The following is a 19,477-nucleotide window of genomic DNA, read 5'->3' as shown; positions in this document are numbered from 1 at the left end:
TTCTTCGGTCCGGCCGCCGAAAGAGGAAAGGGAATGCCGCGCATCATCGTTCCGCCGCAATGCGACCCGATCGCGGGAACCGATCCGGTTCGCGGCACGTCCTGTGATCATCGGCTGTTCCGTCAGGAGTCATGAATGCGCGTTCTCGTCTTCCGTCCCCAGAGCGATGCCGAAAGGACGGCTCAGGCGATCGCGGGTCATGGCTTCGAGCCGCTCGTGGCGCCGCTGTTCAAGGTCGTGCGACTGGCGGCCGATGCGCCGCAAGGTCATTTCGCCGCGATCGTGGTGACGAGCGGAAATGCCGTGCCGATGCTGAGCGAGGGCCCGGCGGCCTGGCGCGAACTGCCGATCTTTACGGTCGGCGCGCGGACTGCGGCCAAGGTGCGAGAGGCAGGGCTGGATGATGCCCGCAGCGCCGACGGCGATCGCAAAGACCTGATCGCGCTGATCCAGCGCACCCTGCCGGCGCCATCGAAGCTGCTGCTCATTGCCGGGCAAGACCGCAAGGACGATGTGCCGGACCGGCTGACGCAGGCGGGCTACGAAGTCGTGTCATGGGTGGCATACGACGCGGAGGCGGTGGATGTGCTGCCGGATGTGGCCAAAACGGCGCTCGCGGAGGGCAAGGCCGACGCGGCGCTGCATTATTCTGCGCGCGGTGCCGGCACTTTCCTCAAGCTCGCGCAGGCGGCCGGCGTCACCGATGCCGCGCTCGACCTTACCCATGTGGTGATCTCTGCGGATGCTGCCTCTCCGCTGATCGCCGCCGGCGCCAGCACCGTGCTCGTCGCCGAGCACCCTGAGGAGGCCGGTATGCTTGCCGCGCTCGTGCAGGTTTCGCAGCGCGGCCAGCCGTCGTCGCGCGACGGGGCGATCGTGCCGCCGCGCGCCAGCCCGCAACGGACGCCTCCGACCATCGAGCTTAAGGCCGAACCGGTTGCGGACGATGTCGTTGGCGCGGCTGATGCCCACATGCAAGGCCCGGAGGCCGTGGCGCCGACCGAGGCCCTGCCGAAAGAATTTTCGCCGCCGTCCTCCGAAGGCACCGCCGAGGCGGCTCCCATCAAGGCAAGAGCTGAGAAGCGCGGGCTTCCCTGGGGAGCCTTAGCCGCTGCCGGCGTGATCGGCGGGCTGGTCGGTGCCGGTTTGATGCTGCTCGCGATGCGAGCCAGCGCGCCCGCTGTCACGGCACAGCAGCTGGCCGATGTGAGCGGGCGCCTCGATACGCTCCAGGCCGGCGTCGCCGCTAGCGACCGCAAGGCCGGCAGCGCCGTGGAAGCCTCCGGCAAGGCGGGTTCCGATATCCAGGCGCTCACCGCCCGCATCGGTTCGCAGGGGCAGGCCGCTGACGGCGCCGCCGTCCAGCGCGCGGAAGCCGCTGCGGCTGCCGCGAGCCAGAAGGTGGACCAACTCGCCGCTCGTCTCGACGCGGCCGAGGTCCAGGCGAAGGCGGCTTCGGCCGCAAGCCCCGAGGCGATGGCCGCCGCACGGATCGTGCTGAGCGAGCGGATCGGGCGGGCGCTTGCGGATGGGCGGCCCTTCGCGGGAGATGTCGCGGCGCTGACGAAAGCCGGCGTCGCCCAGGCGCAGGTGACGCCGCTTTCGAGCGTGGCCAGCACGGGCGCTCCTACGCGCAACGCGCTGCAGGCGAGCTTTCGCAAATATGGTGCGATGTTCCAGCGAGAGGTAACGCCGCAATCGGGCAGTTGGACGGACACGCTCTGGGGTTTGGCCAGCCGCGTCGTCACCGTGCGCCCGGTCGGCGACAGCAGCTCGAATGATGTGGCGACCTTGCCTTTGCGGGTGGAGAGCGCCATCGCGTCCGGTGACATCGTCAAGGCTGCGGCGTTGTGGGCGGAGTTGCCCGAGCCGGCGCGCCGTGCCAGTGCGGATTTCGGCGAGGCGTTGCAGAAGCGCGCGGCGGCCGATGCCGCGATTGCCAAGATCGGCCAGGACGCGGTCGCTGCGCTCGGCTCGGCCGGCTGACGGGAGGATAGACTAAGTCCATGGTTCGCGTTCTCGTCTACCTCGCCATCTTCGCCTGCCTGGCCGTCGGCGCCGTTTGGCTCGCCGACCGGCCCGGTGAAATCTCGGTCATCTGGCAGGGCTACCGCATCGATACCAGCGTCGCGATCGGCGCGATCGGCGTCGTGCTCCTCGCTTTTCTGGTCGTCCTGCTTTGGGCGATCCTGCGCTTCGTCTTCGGGCTGCCGACGGCCTTCAGCCTGTCTTCGCGCTCGCGCCGCCGCTCGCGCGGGTTCGAGGCGGTGTCGCGAGGCATGGTGGCCATCGGCGCCGGCGATCCTGTCGCTGCCGCTCGCTACACCAACGAGGCGCGCCGCTTCGTACCAAGCGAGCCGCTGACGCTGCTGCTCGAAGCGCAGACCGCGCAGCTCTCGGGCAATCGTCCGCAGGCCGAGGCCGCATTCAAGGCCATGCTCGATCGGTCGGAGACGCGGGTGCTTGGCCTGCGTGGCCTGTTCGTCGAGGCCAAGCGGCGCGGCGACATGGCGGCCGCGCGTGCCTTCGCCGACGATGCCGTGCGCCGCTCGCCTTCGCTGGCGTGGGCCAATGACGCCCTGCTCGATTTCCACACCAATGCCGGGGACTGGCAATCGGCGCGGACCGCCGTGGAGCGTCGCGCGGCGCTTCGTCTCGCGGACAAGGCCGAGGCGCGTCGCCAGCGCGCGGTGCTGCTCGCTGCCGAGGCGATCGAGGCGCGCGACAGCGAGCCGGAGCGCGCGCTCGCGGCCGCGCTCGAAGCAGTCAAGCTTGCGCCGGGGCTGACGCCCGCGGCGACGCTCGCCGGCCGGATGCTCTCCGGGCGTGGCGATATTCGGAAGGCGGCGAAGATTTTGGAGGCGGCCTGGCGTGAGGCGCCGCATCCGGACGTCGCGGCGGCCTATCTCGACGTCCGTCCGGGTGATTCGGCGCTCGACCGGCTGAGCCGTGCCAATGCGCTCGCCAAGGTGAGGCCTGCCGATCCGGAGAGCGTGCTGGTGGTTTCCGGCGCGGCGATCCAGGCGCGGGAATTCGAGAAGGCTCGCGAGACGCTGAAGCCCTTGCTTGCCGGCGGGCCCTCGGTCCGCGCCTGCCTGCTGATGGCGGAGCTGGAAGAGGCGGAGCATGGTGCCGCCGGCCGCGTGCGGGAATGGCTGGCGCGCGCGACAAGGGCTCCTCACGACGCCGCCTGGGTCGCCGATGGCCTCGTCTCCGACCATTGGATGCCGGTCTCGCCGCTCAGCGGGCGGCTCGATGCTTTCGTCTGGACCGTGCCCCCTGCGACGCTGGGCAGCCGACCGGCCGCCATCGACGACGTGCTGGCCGATCTCGACGATACGACCAAGCTGATCGAAGCGCGCGCCCACACCACGACCACCGTCGAGCCGATCGCCGTCACCTCGGCTGTCGTCGCTCCGCTGCCCGAGGAACCGAAGCCGTCGGTCGCCCCAGGCGATGCGGTCTTGCCACGCGACGAGCCCGTCGGTTCCGCGACCCCCGGCGAGCCTTCGCGGCCGGAAGCCGGGCCGTCAGAGGTCTTGGGATCGGAGACTTTGGGAGCGACGGAGAAACCTGCTGCCGCGCCATCCACTGGCTCCGCCGAGGCCCGGCCGGTGTCCACTGCTAAGCCGGTGATCTTCCCCGTGCCTCACGCGCCCGACGATCCGGGGCCGGACACGGATTCGCCCGGCGAACCCAAGAAGGGCGGATTTCGGCTGTTTGGGTAAAACGCATCGCCTCGCTTAAAAGCGAACTGAGGGTTCCCAAGCCTGACTGTCGCTCGCGCGAAAAAACGTGCGATCCGGGCGCTGGACCCTTATAGCGACGCGATGAAGTCTGATCTCGGCGAACACGGCCTCAGTGGCCAGGGTACGGATATCGTCACGTTGCAGGTCGCGCCCGAGCAGGCCGGGCTGCGGCTGGACAAGGCGCTGACGCTGCTGGCCGGTGAGATATCGCGAGCGCGGTTGCAACAGGTCATCAAGGATGGCGGGGTCACGCTCAACGGCGCCGTCTTCACCGATGGCAGCCGCAAGGTCGTGGAGGGCGACGAGATCGCTCTGGCGATGCCGGCAGCCAGGGCGCCCGATCCGGTCGGCCAGGACATTCCGCTCACGGTCATCTACGAGGACGAGCATCTGATCGTCATCGACAAGCCGGCCGGGCTCGTCGTGCATCCTGCCGGCGGTCATGAGGACGGGACCCTCGTCAACGCACTGATCGCCCATTGCGGGGACAGCCTTTCCGGCATCGGCGGGGTGCGGCGGCCCGGAATCGTGCACCGGCTCGACAAGGATACCAGCGGGCTTCTCGTCGTCGCCAAGAACGACCGCGCGCATCAGAAGCTGGCCAAGCAGTTTGCCGACCACGGCCGCACGGGGCCGCTGCAGCGCGCTTATGTCGCAATCACCTGGGGCGCGCCGCGTCTCCGCGAAGGAACGATCAACGCCCCCCTCGAACGCTCCAACCGCAACCGCGAGAAGATGGCGGTGGTCAAGGAAGGGCGTGGCCGGGAGGCGATCACGCATATCACCGTGATCGAGCGTTACCCGCCGATGATGAAGGGGCTGGACGAGACAGAGCCTTTGGCGAGCCTGGTGGAGTGTCGCCTGGAGACCGGGCGCACGCACCAGATCCGCGTCCATATGAGCCATATCGGTCATCCGCTGCTGGGCGACCAGCTCTACGGCTCCGGATTCGCCACCAAGGCCGTGCGCCTGCCGGCGGATGCGCAGGCGGCGCTTTCGGCGCTTGGCCGGCAGGCGCTGCATGCGGCCATGCTCGGGTTCGCTCACCCGGCCACGAACGAAGAGATGCTGTTTGAGTCCGAGCCGCCGGCCGACTTTGCGAATCTGCAAGCGGCGCTCGCGAGGCTGTGAGACAATCTGGCTTCGCTGCCACCTTTCCGCCAGAGTCAAATCGGATATAATGCGTCTCTCGGATGCGGATGGCCAAGGGGGCGCCGCATGTGATCGGTCCAGCCGAACTTTAGCGCCACGGGCGCGTTGGACCTGCTTGCATCATCCGTAACCTGCGCGAAGGTTGATCGCGCGGTGGGCCTGCCGCCCAGCGGGGGCCACGATGAGGAGACACGCGCATGGCGAGTGCTTCGCTACCCGTCCTGTCCGCCGAAGGCGGGCTGTCACGGTATCTCGACGAAATCCGCAAGTTCCCGATGCTGGAACCGAGCGAGGAATACATGCTGGCGAAAAGCTGGCGTGAGCATGGAGATCGGGACGCGGCCCATAAGCTCGTCACCTCGCATCTCCGCCTCGTCGCCAAAATCGCCATGGGCTACCGCGGCTATGGCCTCCCCATCGGCGAGGTCGTGTCCGAAGGCAATGTCGGCTTGATGCAGGCCGTCAAACGCTTCGAACCGGAGAAGGGCTTCCGCCTCGCCACCTATGCGATGTGGTGGATCAAGGCTTCGATTCAAGAATATATCCTGCGCTCCTGGTCGCTCGTGAAGATGGGCACCACGGCAAACCAGAAGAAGCTGTTCTTCAACCTGCGAAAGGCGAAGAGCAAGATTTCCGCGCTTGGCGAGGGCGATCTGCGCCCGGACCAGGTGAAGCAGATCGCGACCAAGCTCGGTGTCAACGAGCAGGATGTCATCGACATGAACCGCCGCCTCGGCGGAGACGCGTCGCTGAACACCGCCGTACGCGAGGATGGCGAGGGCGAGTGGCAGGACTGGCTGGTCGATGATTCGGAAAGCCAGGAGCGGCGCTTTGCTGACTCGCAGGAGGCGAGCAATCGTCACACGGCTCTCCACGAGGCGCTCGATGTGCTGAACCCCCGAGAGCGGCGGATTTTTGAGGCCAGGCGTCTGGCCGAGGACCCGATCACGCTGGAGGAGCTGTCCGAGGAATTCGGCGTCTCCCGCGAGCGCGTGCGCCAGATCGAGGTGCGGGCTTTCGAGAAGGTGCAAGGCGCGGTGAAGAACGCGATCACCCGCATCGAGTCTCCCCGAGCGGCGCTGCCGGCCGCTTGAGCCGCCTTCCCGGCGAATGTTTTAAAGGGGCGCCTTTGGCGCCCCTTTTTTCTTGGTAGCCTGCGTGCCGCGGGCGCGTCGAAGAGATCCGCCCGCCAAAAAAGAAGGGGTCGATCAGTACAGCGGCTGCATCGGTTTCAGCGGCAGGCGGAACGGGCCGACAAAGACGCGGCCCCCGCGTAGCGAGATCGGAGGCAGCGGCGTCAGGCCGGGCACGGCGGTCGTCGCGGGAGCGCGGCCGCCGAGCAACCCGCCGAGGCCGCCCATCAGGTTTCCAATGCGCATGCCGCCGATCTGCTCGATGCCGGCCGCCGCGAGCTGAAGATTGCCGCCGAGCTGATGCGTCGGATCGAGCAGAATCTGTCCGCTGCCGTCGATCCGCGCCGGTCCCTTGGTTGCCGCAATACGACCCAGATCAAGCCTGCCGCCGGCGTTCCGCCAGGTTTCCAGCGCATCCGGATTGAAGCCCTTCCGGAAGGCCTCTGACTGGGTCAGCGTGCCTTCGAGGTCGATCGTGCCGGCGTCCGGCGTGCCCAGCAGCGCATCCATCACGGGCAGCACGGTGCCCTTGGCGGAGAAGGCGAAATCGACGGCCTGGTCGGCAGCCGGCCGCGTCGGATTACGGCGTAGATGCGTTTCGAGAGCACTCGCGCGCCAGCTCTCCGTGCCGACACCCGGTGTGGTCAGGGTGATCGCGGGTGCGGCAGCGACGAGGGCGAAGCGCTCGGGCTGGCGCCAGGCCAGGCTCGCGTCGAGCTGATTCCAGGCCACGTCGAGCGTGCGGCCTTCGGTCAGCGTCGCGCGTGCCGGGCTCGTCACCTCCAGGATGACGAGCCCCGGCGAATAGATCTGGCCGACGGCAACGGCCGGACCGGTCGTGACCTGCACAGCCTCGCCCCAGCGGCTCGACGTCAGCGTCAGCGCGTCGCAACGTACTTCGATCCGGAAGGGGAAGCCGCCGATCGAGCGGTTGGCGCAGGTCCAGTTCCGGCCCTGCGCGACTTCGCGCGCCAAGGCCTTGTCGATCTCGTCCGTAACGCGGCCATGGACATGGAACCAGAAGCCGGACCATGCCACCGCCAGCACGACGAGCAGCGCGAACGGCGCATAAAGCCAAAAGCGGCTGCGGCGGCGCGTGGGAAGGGCATCGGTCATGCGGGTGGCGTTCCTTGCGCGGCTCGATCCGGCTTGTTAGCTCGCATTCTGCGCGCCTGCCAATGCCGGACTGCCAACGACCCCGCATCAAGCAGGGCGGCGCGGCCAAATTATGGGATGGCGATGACGGGACCAAACGAGGCGAGCGACCTTTGGGTTTTCGGATACGGCTCGCTGATCTGGCGGCCGGGCTTTCCGTTCGCCGAGAGCGCAAGCGCCCGGCTCTATGGCTATCACCGGTCGCTTTGCGTCTTTTCCCATGTTCATCGCGGCACTCCGGAGCGGCCGGGGCTCGTGCTCGGGCTCGATCGCGGCGGCCTCTGCCGGGGGATGGCCTTCCGCGTGCTGGCTTCCGACGCGCAGGAGACGGTGACGTATTTAAGGGCGCGCGAGCAGGCGACGTCGGTCTATCTTGAGCGAGAGATGCCGGTGCGCCTCGATGATGGACGCCGGGTCACGGCGCTGGTCTATGTCGCCGACCGCAAGCACCTGCAATATGCCGGCAAGCTCGCGCCGGAGGAACTGCTCAGGCTGGTGCTGCAAGGACGGGGACAGTCCGGCGAAAACCCGGACTATGTGCTGCAGACCTACGAGCATCTCAGGAAGATGGGTGTCTATGACCCGGTGCTGACGGCGTTGGCGCGGCAGCTGGTGCCGGGATTGGGTACCTCGCACCCGAAGTCCGGCGGCTGATCAGGCAGCCTCCGGCATCAGGTCGAGCAGGGCTGCCCGGCGGCTGGTGCCGTCCTCGGCGAGCAGATGCACATGGATCTCGCAGGCACCGGCTTCCATGATCGAGCGCTGCCAGCGTCCGAGCGCGGCTTCGACCCCGAAGGGGCCGGAATCGCGCGCTGCGATAATGGTGCGCTCGGCCGTAACGGCGAGAAGAACCGCGTCGGTGAACCCCAAGGCATGGACATCGTCCACCGCGAAGACCGAAGCGACATAGCGACGTCCGGAACGGCCGCGCCAGGCGGTGAAGCGACGCTCGCCGAGGCTCGCCGTGCTGCGCAAAGGCGCTTCGCGGACGGTGACGAGATCGTCGAACAGATCAGGCGTATAACGGTAGGCGACAGCGGCCATGTCCGTTCTCCTTTTGCTGTGAACAAAATGAGAACCGAGCGGGGATAAGTCAAGCTCTACAAGGCCAGGCGGGTTTCTCTGCTGTCAGCGGTTGTCAGGATGGGCGAGCGGATCCAGTCCGCGTTCCGCCAGTTCGGCGCGTCCTTCTGCAAGCAGGCGGTCGCTGGCTGTTTCGATCTCGCCTTGCAGCCGGGCCTGGAAAGCGGCCTTGCCGAGGCCGGGCATGATCGGCGGCATGATCTCGACGACGATGGTGCCGGGCCGGCGCAGGATATCGCGACGAGGCCAGAACAGACCTGAGTTCAGCGCGACCGGAACGCAGGGCACGCCGAGCTCGCGGTAGAGATGGGCGACACCAAATTTATAGGCCGGCGGCGCGCCAGGCGGACGCCGTGTCCCTTCGGGAAAGATGATGAGCTGCCGGCCATTCTGGCCAAGCTCGACCTTGGCGCGGCGGGTGACGTCGGCCAGGGCCCTGGCGCGTCCGCCCCGGTCGACCGGGATCATGCGAAGTTTTGCGAGGCTCCATCCGAACAGCGGAATGCGCATCAACTCGCGCTTCAGGATGAAGACCGGATTGCGCAGGACCGTCATGAGCGCGAACGTCTCCCAGAAGGACTGATGCTTGGATGCGACGATCAGACCGCCCGACGGAATGTTTTCCAGCCCCCTGATTTCATAGCGCGTGCCGGCGACGACGCGCTGCAGCCACAGGGCGCTGCGGGCCCAGCCGAACGCGACATACCACAGCGCGATGCGCGGCAGCAGGAGAGCGGGCAGCGTCCCGAAGACCAGCCAGAGCACGAGGTTGGCGTAAAACAGGACATTGAAGATCAGCGAGCGCAGCAGGAGCATGGCGCGCAAAGAGCGCGAGACGCGGGCGCGGTCAAGCTCCGCGCGTCACCCTTGACGCAACGGGCCACCGCGCAGATGCGACCGTTTTTCGGCATCGGGGCCGATGGCGTCCGCCGGCTTCGGCGAGATCGGCTTGCGGCCGCCGATGATCACGGACAAACGCGAGCTTTCGGGGTCGCTCTCGAACAAGCTACGCAGCCGCGCCGCGCGGAACTTGACGTATTCCGGGAACAGCACCTTCACGGTCGCCCAGCGATGCCACCATCCGGTGGGGTCGAGCTGATCGGTGACGACCGGATGCGCGACGAAGCGCAGACCAGGCATCGCATGGGCGAATTCCGCGAGCGTGCGCGGCATGTGATAGTTCGAGGTCACCACCAGAAGCGAGCCGAACTTATGCTGGCGCACCCAGCGTCGGGTCTCGATGGCGTTGCCGATGGTGTTGCGGGCGCGATAGTCGAGGTCGACGCAGCAGGCGAGCAGATCGCGCGATGCGGGGTTCAGTCGCACCAGTTCCTCGCGGCTGGTCTTTTCGTTGACGCCGCTGATCAGCAGCCGCGCGCCCCGGTCGGCGCCCAGGAGTCCGATGGCATCGCCGACCCGCTGAGAACCACCGGTGACGACGACGATCGCGTCGGTGCGCGGCGTGGCGACGGGTTCCCGCGCCTCGATGCCGCTGGCGAAGCGGGCATAGTCCCAGCCGAGCGCGGCGAGCGCTGCCACTAACGCCAGCAGGACGATCCAGCCGAGCGCGCGCGGCCAGGACAGCGACCGCGTCGCTGCCGATCTTTCCGCGCTGACGCGGTCATTGCCGCTGCCGATCATGACCATGAGGCTAGCACGATAAAGCGGCAATCGGGCGCAACCGCGGCGTTTCCGTGCCGATCGCGGCCGCAGGTCTTGAGCAATCCTTGCAGGGCCAAGCGCGAACGGGCGCTCACGCGAGGGCCCTCAAATAGTGGCGCACGGTGATGCGGGACACCAGACCGGCAATCGCCGCGACGATGAGGGCGACGAGGACGACGGCGCCATAGCCTGCCCACCCGATGTCGAAGGCGCCGAACAGCGCCTGCAACTGCTCCGCTTCGGGCGCGGTATTCCAGTAGGAAGCAAGCAGGCCCAGGATCGCGATGGCGAGAACGGCGGCGACACCTCCGAAGGCTCCGCCGCGAAGACCCAGGCGGATGAAGCGGCTCTGGAACTCGCGGGCGATGAAGTTGTCGTCGGCCCCGACGAGATGCAGCACCTCGACGCTCTCGCGGCTGCCGGCCATGGCGCCGCGCGTGGCAAACGCGACGGCCAGCGCCGCTGCCGTGAGGACGAGCAGCACGATGACGAAGCCCGAGACGATGATCGTGCCGGCCATCGCCGAAAGCCGTCTGACCCAGACGCGATGATCGTCGAGGATGGCGCTCGGAACCTCCTGACGCAACTCCGGCCCGAAACGGGCGGTATCCGGCGCAGCGCCCGATTTGAGCTTGAGGACGATCAGCCGAGGGACCGGCAGTTCGACCAGATCGAGCCCAGTGCCGAGCCATGGCTCGAGCAGCTTGTCGGATTCCGATTTCGGGATCGCGCGCACGCTCTCGATGCCGTCGAGCCCCTGCGCCATCCGCACCGCGCGGGCGATGTCGGCCTCGATGTCGCGCTGGGAGTCAGGGCGGATCTGGATCGTCATTTCGTTTGAAATCGCGCCACGCCATTGGTCGGACGCGCGGGCCGCCAGCACTGCCGCGCCGGCGCTGATCGAGGCCAGGAAGGTCAGGATCGCGATTACTGCCATCAGCGCGCGGCCAGCGACGCTATCGACGGGCACGAGCGGCTGGTGGCGCCGCAGATTGGCCGGCAGCGCGCGCTCCTCGCGGTGATCGGGCTCTTCGTCCACGGGATCAGGCATCGACATGGAGGTGCCCGTCGGCGAGGACAAGACGCGGCGCGTCGTAGATCTCCATCAGGTTGAGATCATGGGTGGCGATGACGACCGCGGTGCCGAGCTGCTGCAGCTCCATGAACAGGCGCAGCAGCCGCCGGCCGAGACCAGGATCGACATTGCCGGTCGGCTCATCGGCCAGCAGCAGCTCCGGCCTCGCGATCAGCGCTCGGGCGATCGCGGCGCGCTGCTTTTCGCCGCCAGACAGGACGGCGGGCACGGCATGCATGCGCTCGCCAAGTCCGACCCAGCGCAACAGCTCGACGACTTCGGCCCGGTAGCTGGCCTCCTCCTTGCCGATGACGCGCAACGGCAAGGCGACGTTCTCGTAGACGGTGAGGTGGTCGAGCAGACGGAAATCCTGGAACACGACGCCCATGCGGCGCCGGAACGCCGTCAGGGTCTGTCCCTCCAGGCGCGACGCATCCTGTCCGAACAGGTTCACCAGGCCCCGTGTCGGCTTCAGCGCCATCAGGATCAGGCGCATCAGCGTCGTCTTGCCGGCACCTGACGGGCCGGTGAGATACTGGAACGAGCGCGGCTCGATGCTGAAGTTGATGTCCTTCAGCACCTCCGGGCCCATGCCGTAACGCAGGCCGACATTTTCGAAACGAACCAACCGGTTGCCTCATTCAAAGCCGAAGCGGACCGCAGCCGGCGGTTCCGCGTCGCGATGCCATACTAGTCCGCAGACAGCGACGCGCGCGATCTCGCGACCATGCGTCCACAAGTCTTCACGACCCGTTAACCATAAAGCGCGTCAATACGGAGCCTGCAGCAGTTTGGCGCCGATGTGACGCGCTTCGTCGCTGGCCCGGCGCGGACCGAAGCGGGCACAATCCGGCCGACGCAAGCGCCGCCGGTGGAGTGCCAGGGACCACGCCGTTTCATGCTGATCGTCTGTCCGTCATGCGCGAGCCAGTACGAGCTCGACGCGGCCAAACTGGGGCCGGAAGGCCGCAAGGTGCGCTGCGCCCGCTGCCAGACGCTTTGGCATGTCGACGCCAGCGCCGAGTTGCCCCCGGTTCCCAGCGCCGAGGAGACACAGGCGCTTCTCGCCGAGGAGCTTGAGCGCGCCGCGGCGATCGAGGCGGAGGTCACCGCCGTCGCCGCCGAAGCCGAACAGTTGATCGCAGCGGCAGACACCGTGCCCGAGGAGCCACCACCGGTCGAGGCCGAGCGCCGCAAGCCGCCGCGCAGCAAGGCGAAAGCCGCGAAGCGCGCATCCGTCCGGTTCGGCCGCAGTGTTGCGCTGCCCGCTACCGCCGCCATCGTCGGTGCGCTCGTGCTCGGGGGCCTCGTCTGGCAACGCAATCTGGTCGTCCGGGCTGCGCCGCAACTCGCTGCCTTGTTCGAAAAGGCCGGGCTGCCGGTGAATGCGAGGGGCCTCAGCCTGAGCTCGATCGAGAGCGGGCTGGTCGAGGACGGGGCGAACCGCTTTCTCGTCGTCGAGGGCGACGTCACCAACATCGCCAAGGACCAGACCCAGGTTCCGCCGATCCAGGTCTCGGTACAAGACGATGCCGGGCAGACGCTCTATACTTGGACCACCGACCCGCCGCGCGGCAGCCTCGAACCCGCCGAACTGATGCGGTTCCGTGCGCGGCTGGCCTCTCCGCCGGAGAAGGGGCGCTCGGTGGAGGTTCGCTTCGTCCCGCCCCAGGCCGGCACAAAGGTTGCGGGTTCGCACTGAACGCGACCTCGCCGTCCAAGGCACGGCCTTGGGATGCCGTTTGGGCTTTGCCAGATGTGGTTTGCGGCGGCCGAGCGGTGCGCTATCAACCGAGCGATCAGGCGTTGCGCATCGGCATGGCCGAAGCCTCGCGACCACGACGCACAGGAACAGGACAGACCATGCCGGAACGGCGGATCAGAGTGCTTTACGACGAGGCGGCGATCGCGCGCCGCAACGAGGAGATCGCGCAGGCGGTGGCCGCCACCAAGCCGAAGGACCTGCTCGTCGTCGCCGTGCTGAAGGGCAGCTTCATGTTCGCGGCCGATCTGATCCGGGCGATGCATCGGGCCGGGCTCGAGCCGCAGGTCGAGTTCGTGCACCTGTCGAGCTACCGCACCGGCACGATCTCGACCGGCCAGGTCGAGATCCTGCGCGATGTCCAGAGCGAGGTGCGCGGGCGGGATGTTCTTCTCGTCGACGATATCCTCGAATCGGGCCGCACGCTCGCTTTCGCGAAGGATCTGCTGGCAGCGCGGGGCGCGGCGACGGTCTCGACCGCGGTATTGCTGGAGAAGCCAGGCAAGCGGGCGGTCCATATCGGCGCCGACTATGTCGGCTTCGAGTGCCCCGATTACTTCGTCGTGGGCTACGGCATGGACGTCGCGCATTCCTACCGGCAGCTGCCCTTCGTCGGGGTCATCGAGACGGAAGACCAGGCGGGGCTCCCGGGCATCTAGGTTCGGTCATCCAGGTTCGGTCATCCAGGTTCGCCGAATCGCGGAAATACTCTATCTCTCTGTTTTACCGCGTTTTCTTGAGGCGGATCTCGATCCGTCTGGCTCTCATACGCTCTCGGGATCTGTCATGTCGCGCATTCTGGTGGTCGACGACGAGGAACCGCTGCGCACGCTGGTCGCGCGCGGTCTCGGCATGGACGGCCACTCCTGCGTCACGGCATCCGACGGTGCCGAGGCGCTCGACATCCTCGTCGCCGAGCAAGGTCGCTTCGATCTGCTGCTGACCGATATCCGGATGCCGTTGATGGACGGGATCGCGCTGGCGCTTGCAGCGAAACAGCAGTTTCCCGAACTGACGATCATGCTGATGACGGGCTATGCCGAGCAGCGCGAGCGGGCCAGGAGCCTCGAGACCATCGTCGAGGAGGTCATGACCAAGCCCTTCACGATCGCGGAGTTGCGCGAAACCGTGATGAAAGTGATCGAGCGCTCGATCGGCTGAGCGCGCGACGGCGCTTCAGCGATTGAGCCAGAAGATCGAGGCATTGAGCAGCGTCGCGAAAGCAACCCAGGCGATATAAGGCCAGAGCAGGTTCGCGGCCAGGCGATCGAGCGGGCGGAACGCGGCGATCGTCGCCATGATCGCCAGCAGCAGCGGCACGATCACCACAAGCCCGCCGAGCGGGCTGTTGGCGCCGAAGAAGGCGAAAGACCAGCCGATATTGAGCAGCAGCTGGAGATGATACACCAGCAAGGCCCGGCGACGGCCGGGCGTTCCGACCGGTACGCGCAAGATTCGGAAGACGGCAAAGGCCATCAGCGCATAGAGCGCGGTCCAGACCGGACCGAAAATCCAGTTCGGCGGATTGAAGGCCGGTTTCACCAGGCCCGCATACCAGGTCGGAATCTGTGGGAGGGTCGCGGCGCTGCCGGCCAGCGAAGCGGCAATGACGGGCAGGATGGCGATGGCAAGCGCGGCCCAGATCGGAGGGCGGCGGTCGACGAAGGTGGTTCCGGGGAGCGCGGTCATGACAGCAAGATGTGGGAGGGTTGAGCGTGCCGCAAGGTGACCGGCTTGCATCCTGCATGCGCCTCGCGCCAGATGGCATGTCTGTCCCTCATGGAACTTCTCAGCGATGTCGCAGCGCCCACTCCACCCCCGTTCCCTGACCGCGCAGGCGATGGGCAAGATCGATTCCGAGACGAGGGCGGTCGTCCCGCCGATCCATGTCGCCACGACCTATATCCGCGATCCCGATAACGGTTATTCCTCGGGCTTCGTCTATGGGCGCCCCGACAACGAGACGACGCGCGAGGCCGAAAGCGTGCTCGCCATGCTGGAGGAGGCGAAGGCCGGTGCGTTGCTGTTCGGCTCCGGCTCGGCGGCGGCGACGGCGGTCTTCCAGGCGCTGTCGCCGGGCGACCATGTCGTCGCGTCGAAGGTAATGTATTGGGCGCTGCGCAACTGGCTGATGACCGAAGGCACGCGCTGGGGCCTCAAGATCGATTTCGTCGAGACGGATGATCTCGCAGCGCTCAAGAGCGCCGTGAAGCCGGGCGTGACCAAACTGGTCTGGATCGAAACGCCGTCGAACCCGCTCTGGACCATCACCGACATCGCCGCCGCCGCGAAGATCGCCCATTCCGCCGGTGCCAAGCTCGCGGTCGATTCGACCTGCGCCTCGCCGGTGCATACGCGCCCCCTGACGCTGGGCGCCGATATCGTGATGCATTCGGCGACAAAGGTGCTGAACGGCCATTCCGATGTGATCGCCGGTGCACTCTGCGCCCGTGAGGACGACGATTTCTGGAACCGGGTGAAGACGGTCCGGCGCGGGCAGGGCGGCATCCTCGGACCGTTCGAGGCTTATCTGCTGATGCGCGGCATGCGCACGCTCCATGTCCGGCAGGAGCATCAATCCGCCGCCGCGATGGAGCTGGCGCAGCGGCTGGCGGCGCACCCGCTGGTGGCGCGCGTGCTCTATCCCGGCCTGCCGCAGCATCCCGGCCATGATGTCGCGGCGGCGCAGATGGAAAACGGCTTCGGCTTCATGCTGTCCGTCCAGGTCTCGGGCGGCGAGAAGGCCGCCATCGGCACGGCGGCCCATGTCGAACTCTACAAGCGCGCGACCTCGCTTGGCGGCGTGGAAAGCTTGATCGAGCATCGCGCCTCGATCGAAGGTGCCGGCTCGCCTTGCCCGACCGATCTGCTCAGGCTCTCGACCGGCATCGAGGATATCGAGGATCTCTATGCCGATCTCGATCAGGCGCTGAAGGCCGGGCATCGCTGAGGCATCGTCAGGCCCAGATCGTCAGTCCCAGATGGCCTTGGCCTTCTCCAGATAGCGCGTCCGCTCGGCAAGGCCGTTGCGGCCGCCATTGATCAGTTTGGTGACAGCGACGACGTCGTCGGCATCGGCGGCGACGTCGATGCCGCGCTCTTTCCAGTAGGCAATCGCGACCGCAAGCGAGACCGCCGGTTCTCGCGCCCGCTCGGGCTCGCCTTCGAGGTCGATGCCGAGCAGGCGGCCGAAGCGGCGGTAATTGGCGCGGCCGGTGAGCTGGAAGATGCCGCGGCCGTGATAGCGCAGGCCATCGCCGGCCTGCGTGTTGCCGAGATCGGCGCGGCCCTCATAGCGCAGGAAATAGGCGGCGCCGCCATACTCCTGGAGCGTGCGGAAACCGTCGGTCTCATGGGCGGCCTGGGCCAGGAAGTGGCAGATGCGCAGCCTTGTCGCGATCCCTTTCTCGCCGGCAACCCTGTCGAAGTCGTCGGCGATCGCGGTGACGATATCTGGCTTGGCCTTGGGCGCGAGCGCGCTCAGGCGCGCCTGCGTCACCGCGAGCGACGCTGCCGGAGAGGGCCCGAGGATAGCTATGGCGAGACCTTTGAGCGACATGGATGACCTCCCTGATGGCAGGTCATCATCGTGTCGTCGGCCGTCGCGGGGATAAATCTGCGATCGGCTCAGCCGCCGATCGCGACATATTCCTTTTCGATCGAGGAGGCGTGGACCTCGTGATCGAAGCCGTAGATGTGGATCGAGATCGCCTCGTCCGGTCCAAAATTGCGCATGCGGTGAATATTCGGGCCGCTTGGCAGCATGCATGCGACATAGCCCGGCAGGCGGTGCTGCTCCTCGGTCGGCACCGCGCGGGTGTCGTCGATGGCGCGATACCAGGTCTCGGTCACGGTGCCGGCGACGACGCCAAAGCAGCAGGAGCAATGATGGTCGTGGATGGAGGTCGCTGCGCCTTGGCCCCAGACGATCGCCCAGACACTGACGCCATCATCGCCGGCGAGCAGGTTGCGGGTGTAGGTGCCCGCCCGCCGCTCGAGCGGCAGGCGCTGGATTACGTCCGGCATCGCGACGAGTTCGCGCAACACGTTGCGGGCGGCGCCGAGATAGTCGCGGGTCTCGGTGCCATTGCTGCTGCGCAGGCTGCCGAGAACGGCGCTCCGACGCTCTGCATTCAGAAAACCCTGCATACCGCTCCCCTTCGATCGACAGGGAAATCTTAAGCGGGGAAGGCCGGAATGAGTTTGCAAAGATCGAGAATTTTCTTCTCTCTGTAAAATCGCTTGCCGGTTTGTAGTCGGTTTGTGGAATTAATTTCCCAGCGAGAGATATAATAGGCAATCTCCATTCTGGTTTGTAGGGTCTGATGGCGAAGCTCGACTCCTTCGATCTGCGTATTCTGGAGCGGCTGCAGGAAGATGCGAGCCTGCCGCTCGCCGAGCTTGCCGAAGCGGTCGGCCTGTCGGCCTCGCCCTGCTGGCGTCGGGTGCAGAAGCTGGAGGAGGGCGGCTACATCAAGCGCCGCGTTGCGTTACTGGACCGCCAGAAGCTGCAAGCCGGCGTGACGGTGTTCATCGCGGTGAAAACGGCGCGACACTCGATGGAGTGGCTGGAGCGCTTCCACCAGGCGGTGCATGATCTGCCGGAGATCGTCGATTTCTACCGGATGAGCGGTGAGATCGACTATCTGCTCAAGGCCTATGTCTCCGACATCACGGCCTATGACGCGCTCTACAAGAAGCTCATTTCACGCATCGACCTCAGCGACGTGACCTCGATGTTCGCGATGGAGGAGCTGAAGTCGACGACCGCGATCCCGCTGGGCTTCGCGACGCAAGGCTAAGGCTCTCCGTTATTGCGAGGAGCGAGCGACGAAGCAATCCAGGGGACGTGGAGCGCTGCCCTCCTGGATTGCTTCGCTGCGCTCGCAATGACGTCGGGACGTCCTCAGCCCTTCGCGACCTTCTGATAATCCTTCACATCGGAAAAGGTGATGTCGGGCGCGCGCTCGGAATCGTATTTCAGCGTGAACTGGGACGAGGCCATGAAGACCGGGTCGCCGTCGAGATCGTCCGCCATGGCCGAAGGCTTCAGTCCGACGAATTTCGCCAGCGCCACTTTATCGTCCGATGAGACCCAACGGGCGATCGAGAACTGGCATGGCTCGAAATCGACCGGCAGGGTGTATTCGGCGTCCATCCGCTCCTTGAGCACGTCGAGCTGGAGCGCGCCGACGACGCCGACGATCGCGGGTGCGCCGTCATGCGGCAGGAAGAGCTGGACGACGCCTTCCTCCGCCATCTGCTGCAAGGCTTCGCGCAGCTTCTTGGCCTTCATCGCGTCCTTGAGCTTCACGCGGCGCAGAATTTCGGGCGCGAAGCTCGGCACGCCCTTGAAGATGATGTCCTCGCCCTCGGTGAGCGTGTCGCCGATGCGCAGCGTGCCGTGGTTCGGCAGGCCGACGATATCTCCAGCGAAGGCCTCTTCCGCGATCGATCGGTCGCGGGCGAAGAAGAACTGCGGCGCATTCAGCGGCATCGGCTTGGAGGTCCGCACCAGCTTGGCCTTCATGCCGCGAGACAGCTTGCCCGAGCAGACGCGCATGAAGGCGATGCGGTCGCGGTGGTTGGGGTCCATGTTCGCCTGGATCTTGAAGACGAAGCCGGTCATCTTCGGCTCGCCCGCCTCGATCTCGCGCTTGTCGGCGATCTGTGCGCGCGGGCTTGGCGCATAGAGCCCCAGAGCGTCGATCAGGTCGCGTACGCCGTAGTCGCGCAGCGCCGCGCCCCAGTACAAGGGTGTCAGGTGGCCTTCGCGGAAAGCCTCGACATCGAAAGGCTTCAGGCCTTCGCTGGCGAGGAAGACTTCTTCGCGCCAGGTCTCGGCCAGGCCGTTCGGCAGCAATTCGTCGAACAGCGGATCGTCCCAGCCTGAAACCTGTTGGTCCTGCGCGCTCTCGTCGCCCTTCTGGTTGCGGCGGAAGGTATTGGCTTTCAGATCGTAGGTGCCGACGAAATCGCGCCCGCGTCCCACGGGCCAGGTCATCGGCGCCACATCGAGCGCGAGCGTGTTCTCGATTTCGGAGATCAGGTCGAAGGGGTCGCGGGTCTCGCGATCGACCTTGTTGATGAAGGTCACGATCGGGATGTCGCGAAGCCGACAGACCTCGATCAGCTTCTTGGTGCGGGCCTCGATGCCCTTGGCGGCGTCGATCACCATCACGGCCGAATCGACGGCCGTCAGCGTGCGGTAGGTGTCTTCCGAGAAGTCCTCGTGGCCCGGCGTGTCGAGCAGGTTGAAGACGTGGCCGCCATATTCGAAGGTCATCACCGAGGTGACGACCGAGATGCCGCGCTGGCGCTCGATCTTCATCCAGTCCGACGAGGTCTGGCGCCGGCCCTGCTTGGCCCGCACCTCGCCCGCGAGCTGGATGGCGCCGCCGAAATACAGCAGCTTCTCTGTCAGCGTCGTCTTGCCGGCGTCCGGGTGCGAGATGATCGCGAAGGTGCGCCGGCGCTCATGCGGCGCGGCAGAGGCCGCGGCGGCATCTGGGGTCGAAAGATCGGTCATGGCGCGCTTGAAGACTTAAGGGGGCGTGAAGTCAATCGGTCCCCGCCCAGCCTGTCATTCCGGGGCTTCGCGAAGCGAAGAACCCGGAACCCGCGACTGGGCAACGCACTATCGATTTAAGCGGCATCGCACCGAAGGTTTAGGTTTCTCACCCGGTCGTGGGTTCCGGGTTCGACC

At 66.6% G+C, this 19,477-nt stretch carries 20 protein-coding genes; 10 read left to right on the top strand and 10 right to left on the bottom strand.

Annotation, left to right across the window (positions count from 1 at the left end):
* Positions 1–135: 135 nt before the first annotated feature.
* The 4 genes from AC1DR6_RS17755 to rpoH all read left to right on the top strand — a co-directional run bounded on the left by AC1DR6_RS17755 (position 136) and on the right by rpoH (position 5,995).
* Positions 136–1,986, top strand: a complete 1,851-nt coding sequence (locus AC1DR6_RS17755; protein ID WP_476830578.1) for a uroporphyrinogen-III synthase — start codon at positions 136–138, stop codon at positions 1,984–1,986.
* A gap of 20 nt (positions 1,987–2,006) precedes the next feature.
* Entirely contained in the window at positions 2,007–3,728 is a 1,722-nt protein-coding gene (locus AC1DR6_RS17750; protein WP_476830577.1) for a heme biosynthesis HemY N-terminal domain-containing protein, read from the top strand.
* A 102-nt stretch (positions 3,729–3,830) separates the two neighbouring features.
* Positions 3,831–4,880, top strand: a complete 1,050-nt coding sequence (locus AC1DR6_RS17745) for an RluA family pseudouridine synthase (RefSeq protein WP_476830576.1) — start codon at positions 3,831–3,833, stop codon at positions 4,878–4,880.
* 218 nt (positions 4,881–5,098) lie between these two features.
* A complete protein-coding gene (gene rpoH / locus AC1DR6_RS17740; protein ID WP_476830575.1) occupies positions 5,099–5,995 on the top strand; it encodes an RNA polymerase sigma factor RpoH in 897 nt (298 codons plus the stop codon).
* A gap of 114 nt (positions 5,996–6,109) precedes the next feature.
* Here the strand turns inward: rpoH and AC1DR6_RS17735 are convergent, their stop codons facing one another.
* A complete protein-coding gene (locus tag AC1DR6_RS17735; RefSeq protein WP_476830574.1) occupies positions 6,110–7,150 on the bottom strand; it encodes a DUF2125 domain-containing protein in 1,041 nt (346 codons plus the stop codon).
* A gap of 117 nt (positions 7,151–7,267) precedes the next feature.
* Between AC1DR6_RS17735 and AC1DR6_RS17730 the strand changes: the two genes are divergently transcribed.
* Positions 7,268–7,843 carry a gamma-glutamylcyclotransferase gene (locus tag AC1DR6_RS17730; protein ID WP_476830573.1) on the top strand — a complete coding sequence of 192 codons (576 nt, stop codon included), beginning with the start codon at positions 7,268–7,270 and terminating at the stop codon, positions 7,841–7,843.
* Here AC1DR6_RS17730 and AC1DR6_RS17725 read toward each other — a convergent pair whose 3' ends face one another.
* The 5 genes from AC1DR6_RS17725 to ftsE all read right to left on the bottom strand — a co-directional run bounded on the left by AC1DR6_RS17725 (position 7,844) and on the right by ftsE (position 11,601).
* On the bottom strand, positions 7,844–8,233 hold the full coding sequence (locus AC1DR6_RS17725) for a hypothetical protein (protein WP_476830572.1): 390 nt from the start codon (positions 8,231–8,233) through the stop codon (positions 7,844–7,846).
* Between the two features lie 84 nt (positions 8,234–8,317).
* On the bottom strand, positions 8,318–9,088 hold the full coding sequence (locus AC1DR6_RS17720; protein ID WP_476830571.1) for a lysophospholipid acyltransferase family protein: 771 nt from the start codon (positions 9,086–9,088) through the stop codon (positions 8,318–8,320).
* Between the two features lie 45 nt (positions 9,089–9,133).
* Positions 9,134–9,919 (bottom strand): YdcF family protein, encoded by a 786-nt coding sequence (locus AC1DR6_RS17715; RefSeq protein WP_476830570.1) that lies wholly within the window; start codon positions 9,917–9,919, stop codon positions 9,134–9,136.
* Between the two features lie 106 nt (positions 9,920–10,025).
* Positions 10,026–10,991, bottom strand: a complete 966-nt coding sequence (locus AC1DR6_RS17710; protein ID WP_476830569.1) for a cell division protein FtsX — start codon at positions 10,989–10,991, stop codon at positions 10,026–10,028.
* Positions 10,978–11,601: a cell division ATP-binding protein FtsE gene (gene ftsE / locus AC1DR6_RS17705; protein ID WP_476830640.1), complete on the bottom strand. Its 624-nt coding sequence runs from the start codon at positions 11,599–11,601 to the stop codon at positions 10,978–10,980. The genes AC1DR6_RS17710 and ftsE overlap by 14 nt, the downstream gene beginning before the upstream one ends.
* A 306-nt stretch (positions 11,602–11,907) precedes the next feature.
* Between ftsE and AC1DR6_RS17700 the strand changes: the two genes are divergently transcribed.
* From AC1DR6_RS17700 to AC1DR6_RS17690, 3 genes are all read left to right on the top strand, one after another.
* The gene (locus tag AC1DR6_RS17700; protein WP_476830568.1) at positions 11,908–12,711 is read left to right on the top strand and encodes a DUF3426 domain-containing protein; all 804 of its coding nucleotides are present in this window, start codon (positions 11,908–11,910) and stop codon (positions 12,709–12,711) included.
* Between the two features lie 161 nt (positions 12,712–12,872).
* Complete coding sequence (gene hpt, locus AC1DR6_RS17695) at positions 12,873–13,430, top strand: hypoxanthine phosphoribosyltransferase (protein ID WP_476830567.1); 558 nt, start codon at positions 12,873–12,875, stop codon at positions 13,428–13,430.
* Between the two features lie 127 nt (positions 13,431–13,557).
* Positions 13,558–13,932 (top strand): response regulator, encoded by a 375-nt coding sequence (locus AC1DR6_RS17690; protein WP_476830566.1) that lies wholly within the window; start codon positions 13,558–13,560, stop codon positions 13,930–13,932.
* Positions 13,933–13,947: 15 nt separating this feature from the next.
* Here AC1DR6_RS17690 and AC1DR6_RS17685 read toward each other — a convergent pair whose 3' ends face one another.
* Positions 13,948–14,460: a TspO/MBR family protein gene (locus AC1DR6_RS17685; protein WP_476830565.1), complete on the bottom strand. Its 513-nt coding sequence runs from the start codon at positions 14,458–14,460 to the stop codon at positions 13,948–13,950.
* Positions 14,461–14,566: 106 nt separating this feature from the next.
* On the opposite strand from AC1DR6_RS17685, the gene AC1DR6_RS17680 reads away from it, so the two are divergent.
* Positions 14,567–15,721, top strand: coding sequence for a trans-sulfuration enzyme family protein (locus AC1DR6_RS17680; RefSeq protein WP_476830564.1), 1,155 nt, complete (start codon positions 14,567–14,569; stop codon positions 15,719–15,721).
* A gap of 21 nt (positions 15,722–15,742) precedes the next feature.
* On the opposite strand, the gene AC1DR6_RS17675 is transcribed toward AC1DR6_RS17680, so the two are convergent.
* Both AC1DR6_RS17675 and AC1DR6_RS17670 read right to left on the bottom strand, forming a co-directional pair.
* Positions 15,743–16,330 carry a glycoside hydrolase family 19 protein gene (locus tag AC1DR6_RS17675; protein WP_476830563.1) on the bottom strand — a complete coding sequence of 196 codons (588 nt, stop codon included), beginning with the start codon at positions 16,328–16,330 and terminating at the stop codon, positions 15,743–15,745.
* A gap of 68 nt (positions 16,331–16,398) precedes the next feature.
* Positions 16,399–16,920: a cysteine dioxygenase gene (locus AC1DR6_RS17670; RefSeq protein WP_476830562.1), complete on the bottom strand. Its 522-nt coding sequence runs from the start codon at positions 16,918–16,920 to the stop codon at positions 16,399–16,401.
* 176 nt (positions 16,921–17,096) lie between these two features.
* On the opposite strand from AC1DR6_RS17670, the gene AC1DR6_RS17665 reads away from it, so the two are divergent.
* Positions 17,097–17,573, top strand: a complete 477-nt coding sequence (locus tag AC1DR6_RS17665) for an Lrp/AsnC family transcriptional regulator (RefSeq protein ID WP_476830561.1) — start codon at positions 17,097–17,099, stop codon at positions 17,571–17,573.
* Positions 17,574–17,677: 104 nt separating this feature from the next.
* Here the strand turns inward: AC1DR6_RS17665 and AC1DR6_RS17660 are convergent, their stop codons facing one another.
* On the bottom strand, positions 17,678–19,300 hold the full coding sequence (locus tag AC1DR6_RS17660; protein WP_476830560.1) for a peptide chain release factor 3: 1,623 nt from the start codon (positions 19,298–19,300) through the stop codon (positions 17,678–17,680).
* Positions 19,301–19,477 lie beyond the last annotated feature (177 nt).

This window comes from Allobosea sp. P5_A5, assembly GCF_056400625.1.
Note: the sequence above shows the minus strand (reverse complement) of the source record. Positions and strands in the feature narration are given on the sequence as shown.

What these genes read in the sequence shown, in the direction of transcription:
- AC1DR6_RS17710 (WP_476830569.1), bottom strand. Translation starts at nt 10,991, where the DNA reads ATGTCGATGCCTGATCCCGTGGACGAAGAGCCCGATCACCGCGAGGAG.
- AC1DR6_RS17730 (WP_476830573.1), top strand. Translation starts at nt 7,268, where the DNA reads ATGGCGATGACGGGACCAAACGAGGCGAGCGACCTTTGGGTTTTCGGA.
- rpoH (WP_476830575.1), top strand. Translation starts at nt 5,099, where the DNA reads ATGGCGAGTGCTTCGCTACCCGTCCTGTCCGCCGAAGGCGGGCTGTCA.
- AC1DR6_RS17665 (WP_476830561.1), top strand. Translation starts at nt 17,097, where the DNA reads ATGGCGAAGCTCGACTCCTTCGATCTGCGTATTCTGGAGCGGCTGCAG.
- AC1DR6_RS17700 (WP_476830568.1), top strand. Translation starts at nt 11,908, where the DNA reads ATGCTGATCGTCTGTCCGTCATGCGCGAGCCAGTACGAGCTCGACGCG.
- AC1DR6_RS17720 (WP_476830571.1), bottom strand. Translation starts at nt 9,088, where the DNA reads ATGCTCCTGCTGCGCTCGCTGATCTTCAATGTCCTGTTTTACGCCAAC.
- AC1DR6_RS17670 (WP_476830562.1), bottom strand. Translation starts at nt 16,920, where the DNA reads ATGCAGGGTTTTCTGAATGCAGAGCGTCGGAGCGCCGTTCTCGGCAGC.
- AC1DR6_RS17660 (WP_476830560.1), bottom strand. Translation starts at nt 19,300, where the DNA reads ATGACCGATCTTTCGACCCCAGATGCCGCCGCGGCCTCTGCCGCGCCG.
- AC1DR6_RS17745 (WP_476830576.1), top strand. Translation starts at nt 3,831, where the DNA reads ATGAAGTCTGATCTCGGCGAACACGGCCTCAGTGGCCAGGGTACGGAT.
- AC1DR6_RS17690 (WP_476830566.1), top strand. Translation starts at nt 13,558, where the DNA reads ATGTCGCGCATTCTGGTGGTCGACGACGAGGAACCGCTGCGCACGCTG.
- AC1DR6_RS17685 (WP_476830565.1), bottom strand. Translation starts at nt 14,460, where the DNA reads ATGACCGCGCTCCCCGGAACCACCTTCGTCGACCGCCGCCCTCCGATC.
- AC1DR6_RS17750 (WP_476830577.1), top strand. Translation starts at nt 2,007, where the DNA reads ATGGTTCGCGTTCTCGTCTACCTCGCCATCTTCGCCTGCCTGGCCGTC.
- AC1DR6_RS17755 (WP_476830578.1), top strand. Translation starts at nt 136, where the DNA reads ATGCGCGTTCTCGTCTTCCGTCCCCAGAGCGATGCCGAAAGGACGGCT.
- AC1DR6_RS17675 (WP_476830563.1), bottom strand. Translation starts at nt 16,330, where the DNA reads ATGTCGCTCAAAGGTCTCGCCATAGCTATCCTCGGGCCCTCTCCGGCA.
- ftsE (WP_476830640.1), bottom strand. Translation starts at nt 11,601, where the DNA reads ATGGGCCCGGAGGTGCTGAAGGACATCAACTTCAGCATCGAGCCGCGC.
- AC1DR6_RS17680 (WP_476830564.1), top strand. Translation starts at nt 14,567, where the DNA reads ATGTCGCAGCGCCCACTCCACCCCCGTTCCCTGACCGCGCAGGCGATG.
- AC1DR6_RS17735 (WP_476830574.1), bottom strand. Translation starts at nt 7,150, where the DNA reads ATGACCGATGCCCTTCCCACGCGCCGCCGCAGCCGCTTTTGGCTTTAT.
- AC1DR6_RS17725 (WP_476830572.1), bottom strand. Translation starts at nt 8,233, where the DNA reads ATGGCCGCTGTCGCCTACCGTTATACGCCTGATCTGTTCGACGATCTC.
- AC1DR6_RS17715 (WP_476830570.1), bottom strand. Translation starts at nt 9,919, where the DNA reads ATGGTCATGATCGGCAGCGGCAATGACCGCGTCAGCGCGGAAAGATCG.
- hpt (WP_476830567.1), top strand. Translation starts at nt 12,873, where the DNA reads ATGCCGGAACGGCGGATCAGAGTGCTTTACGACGAGGCGGCGATCGCG.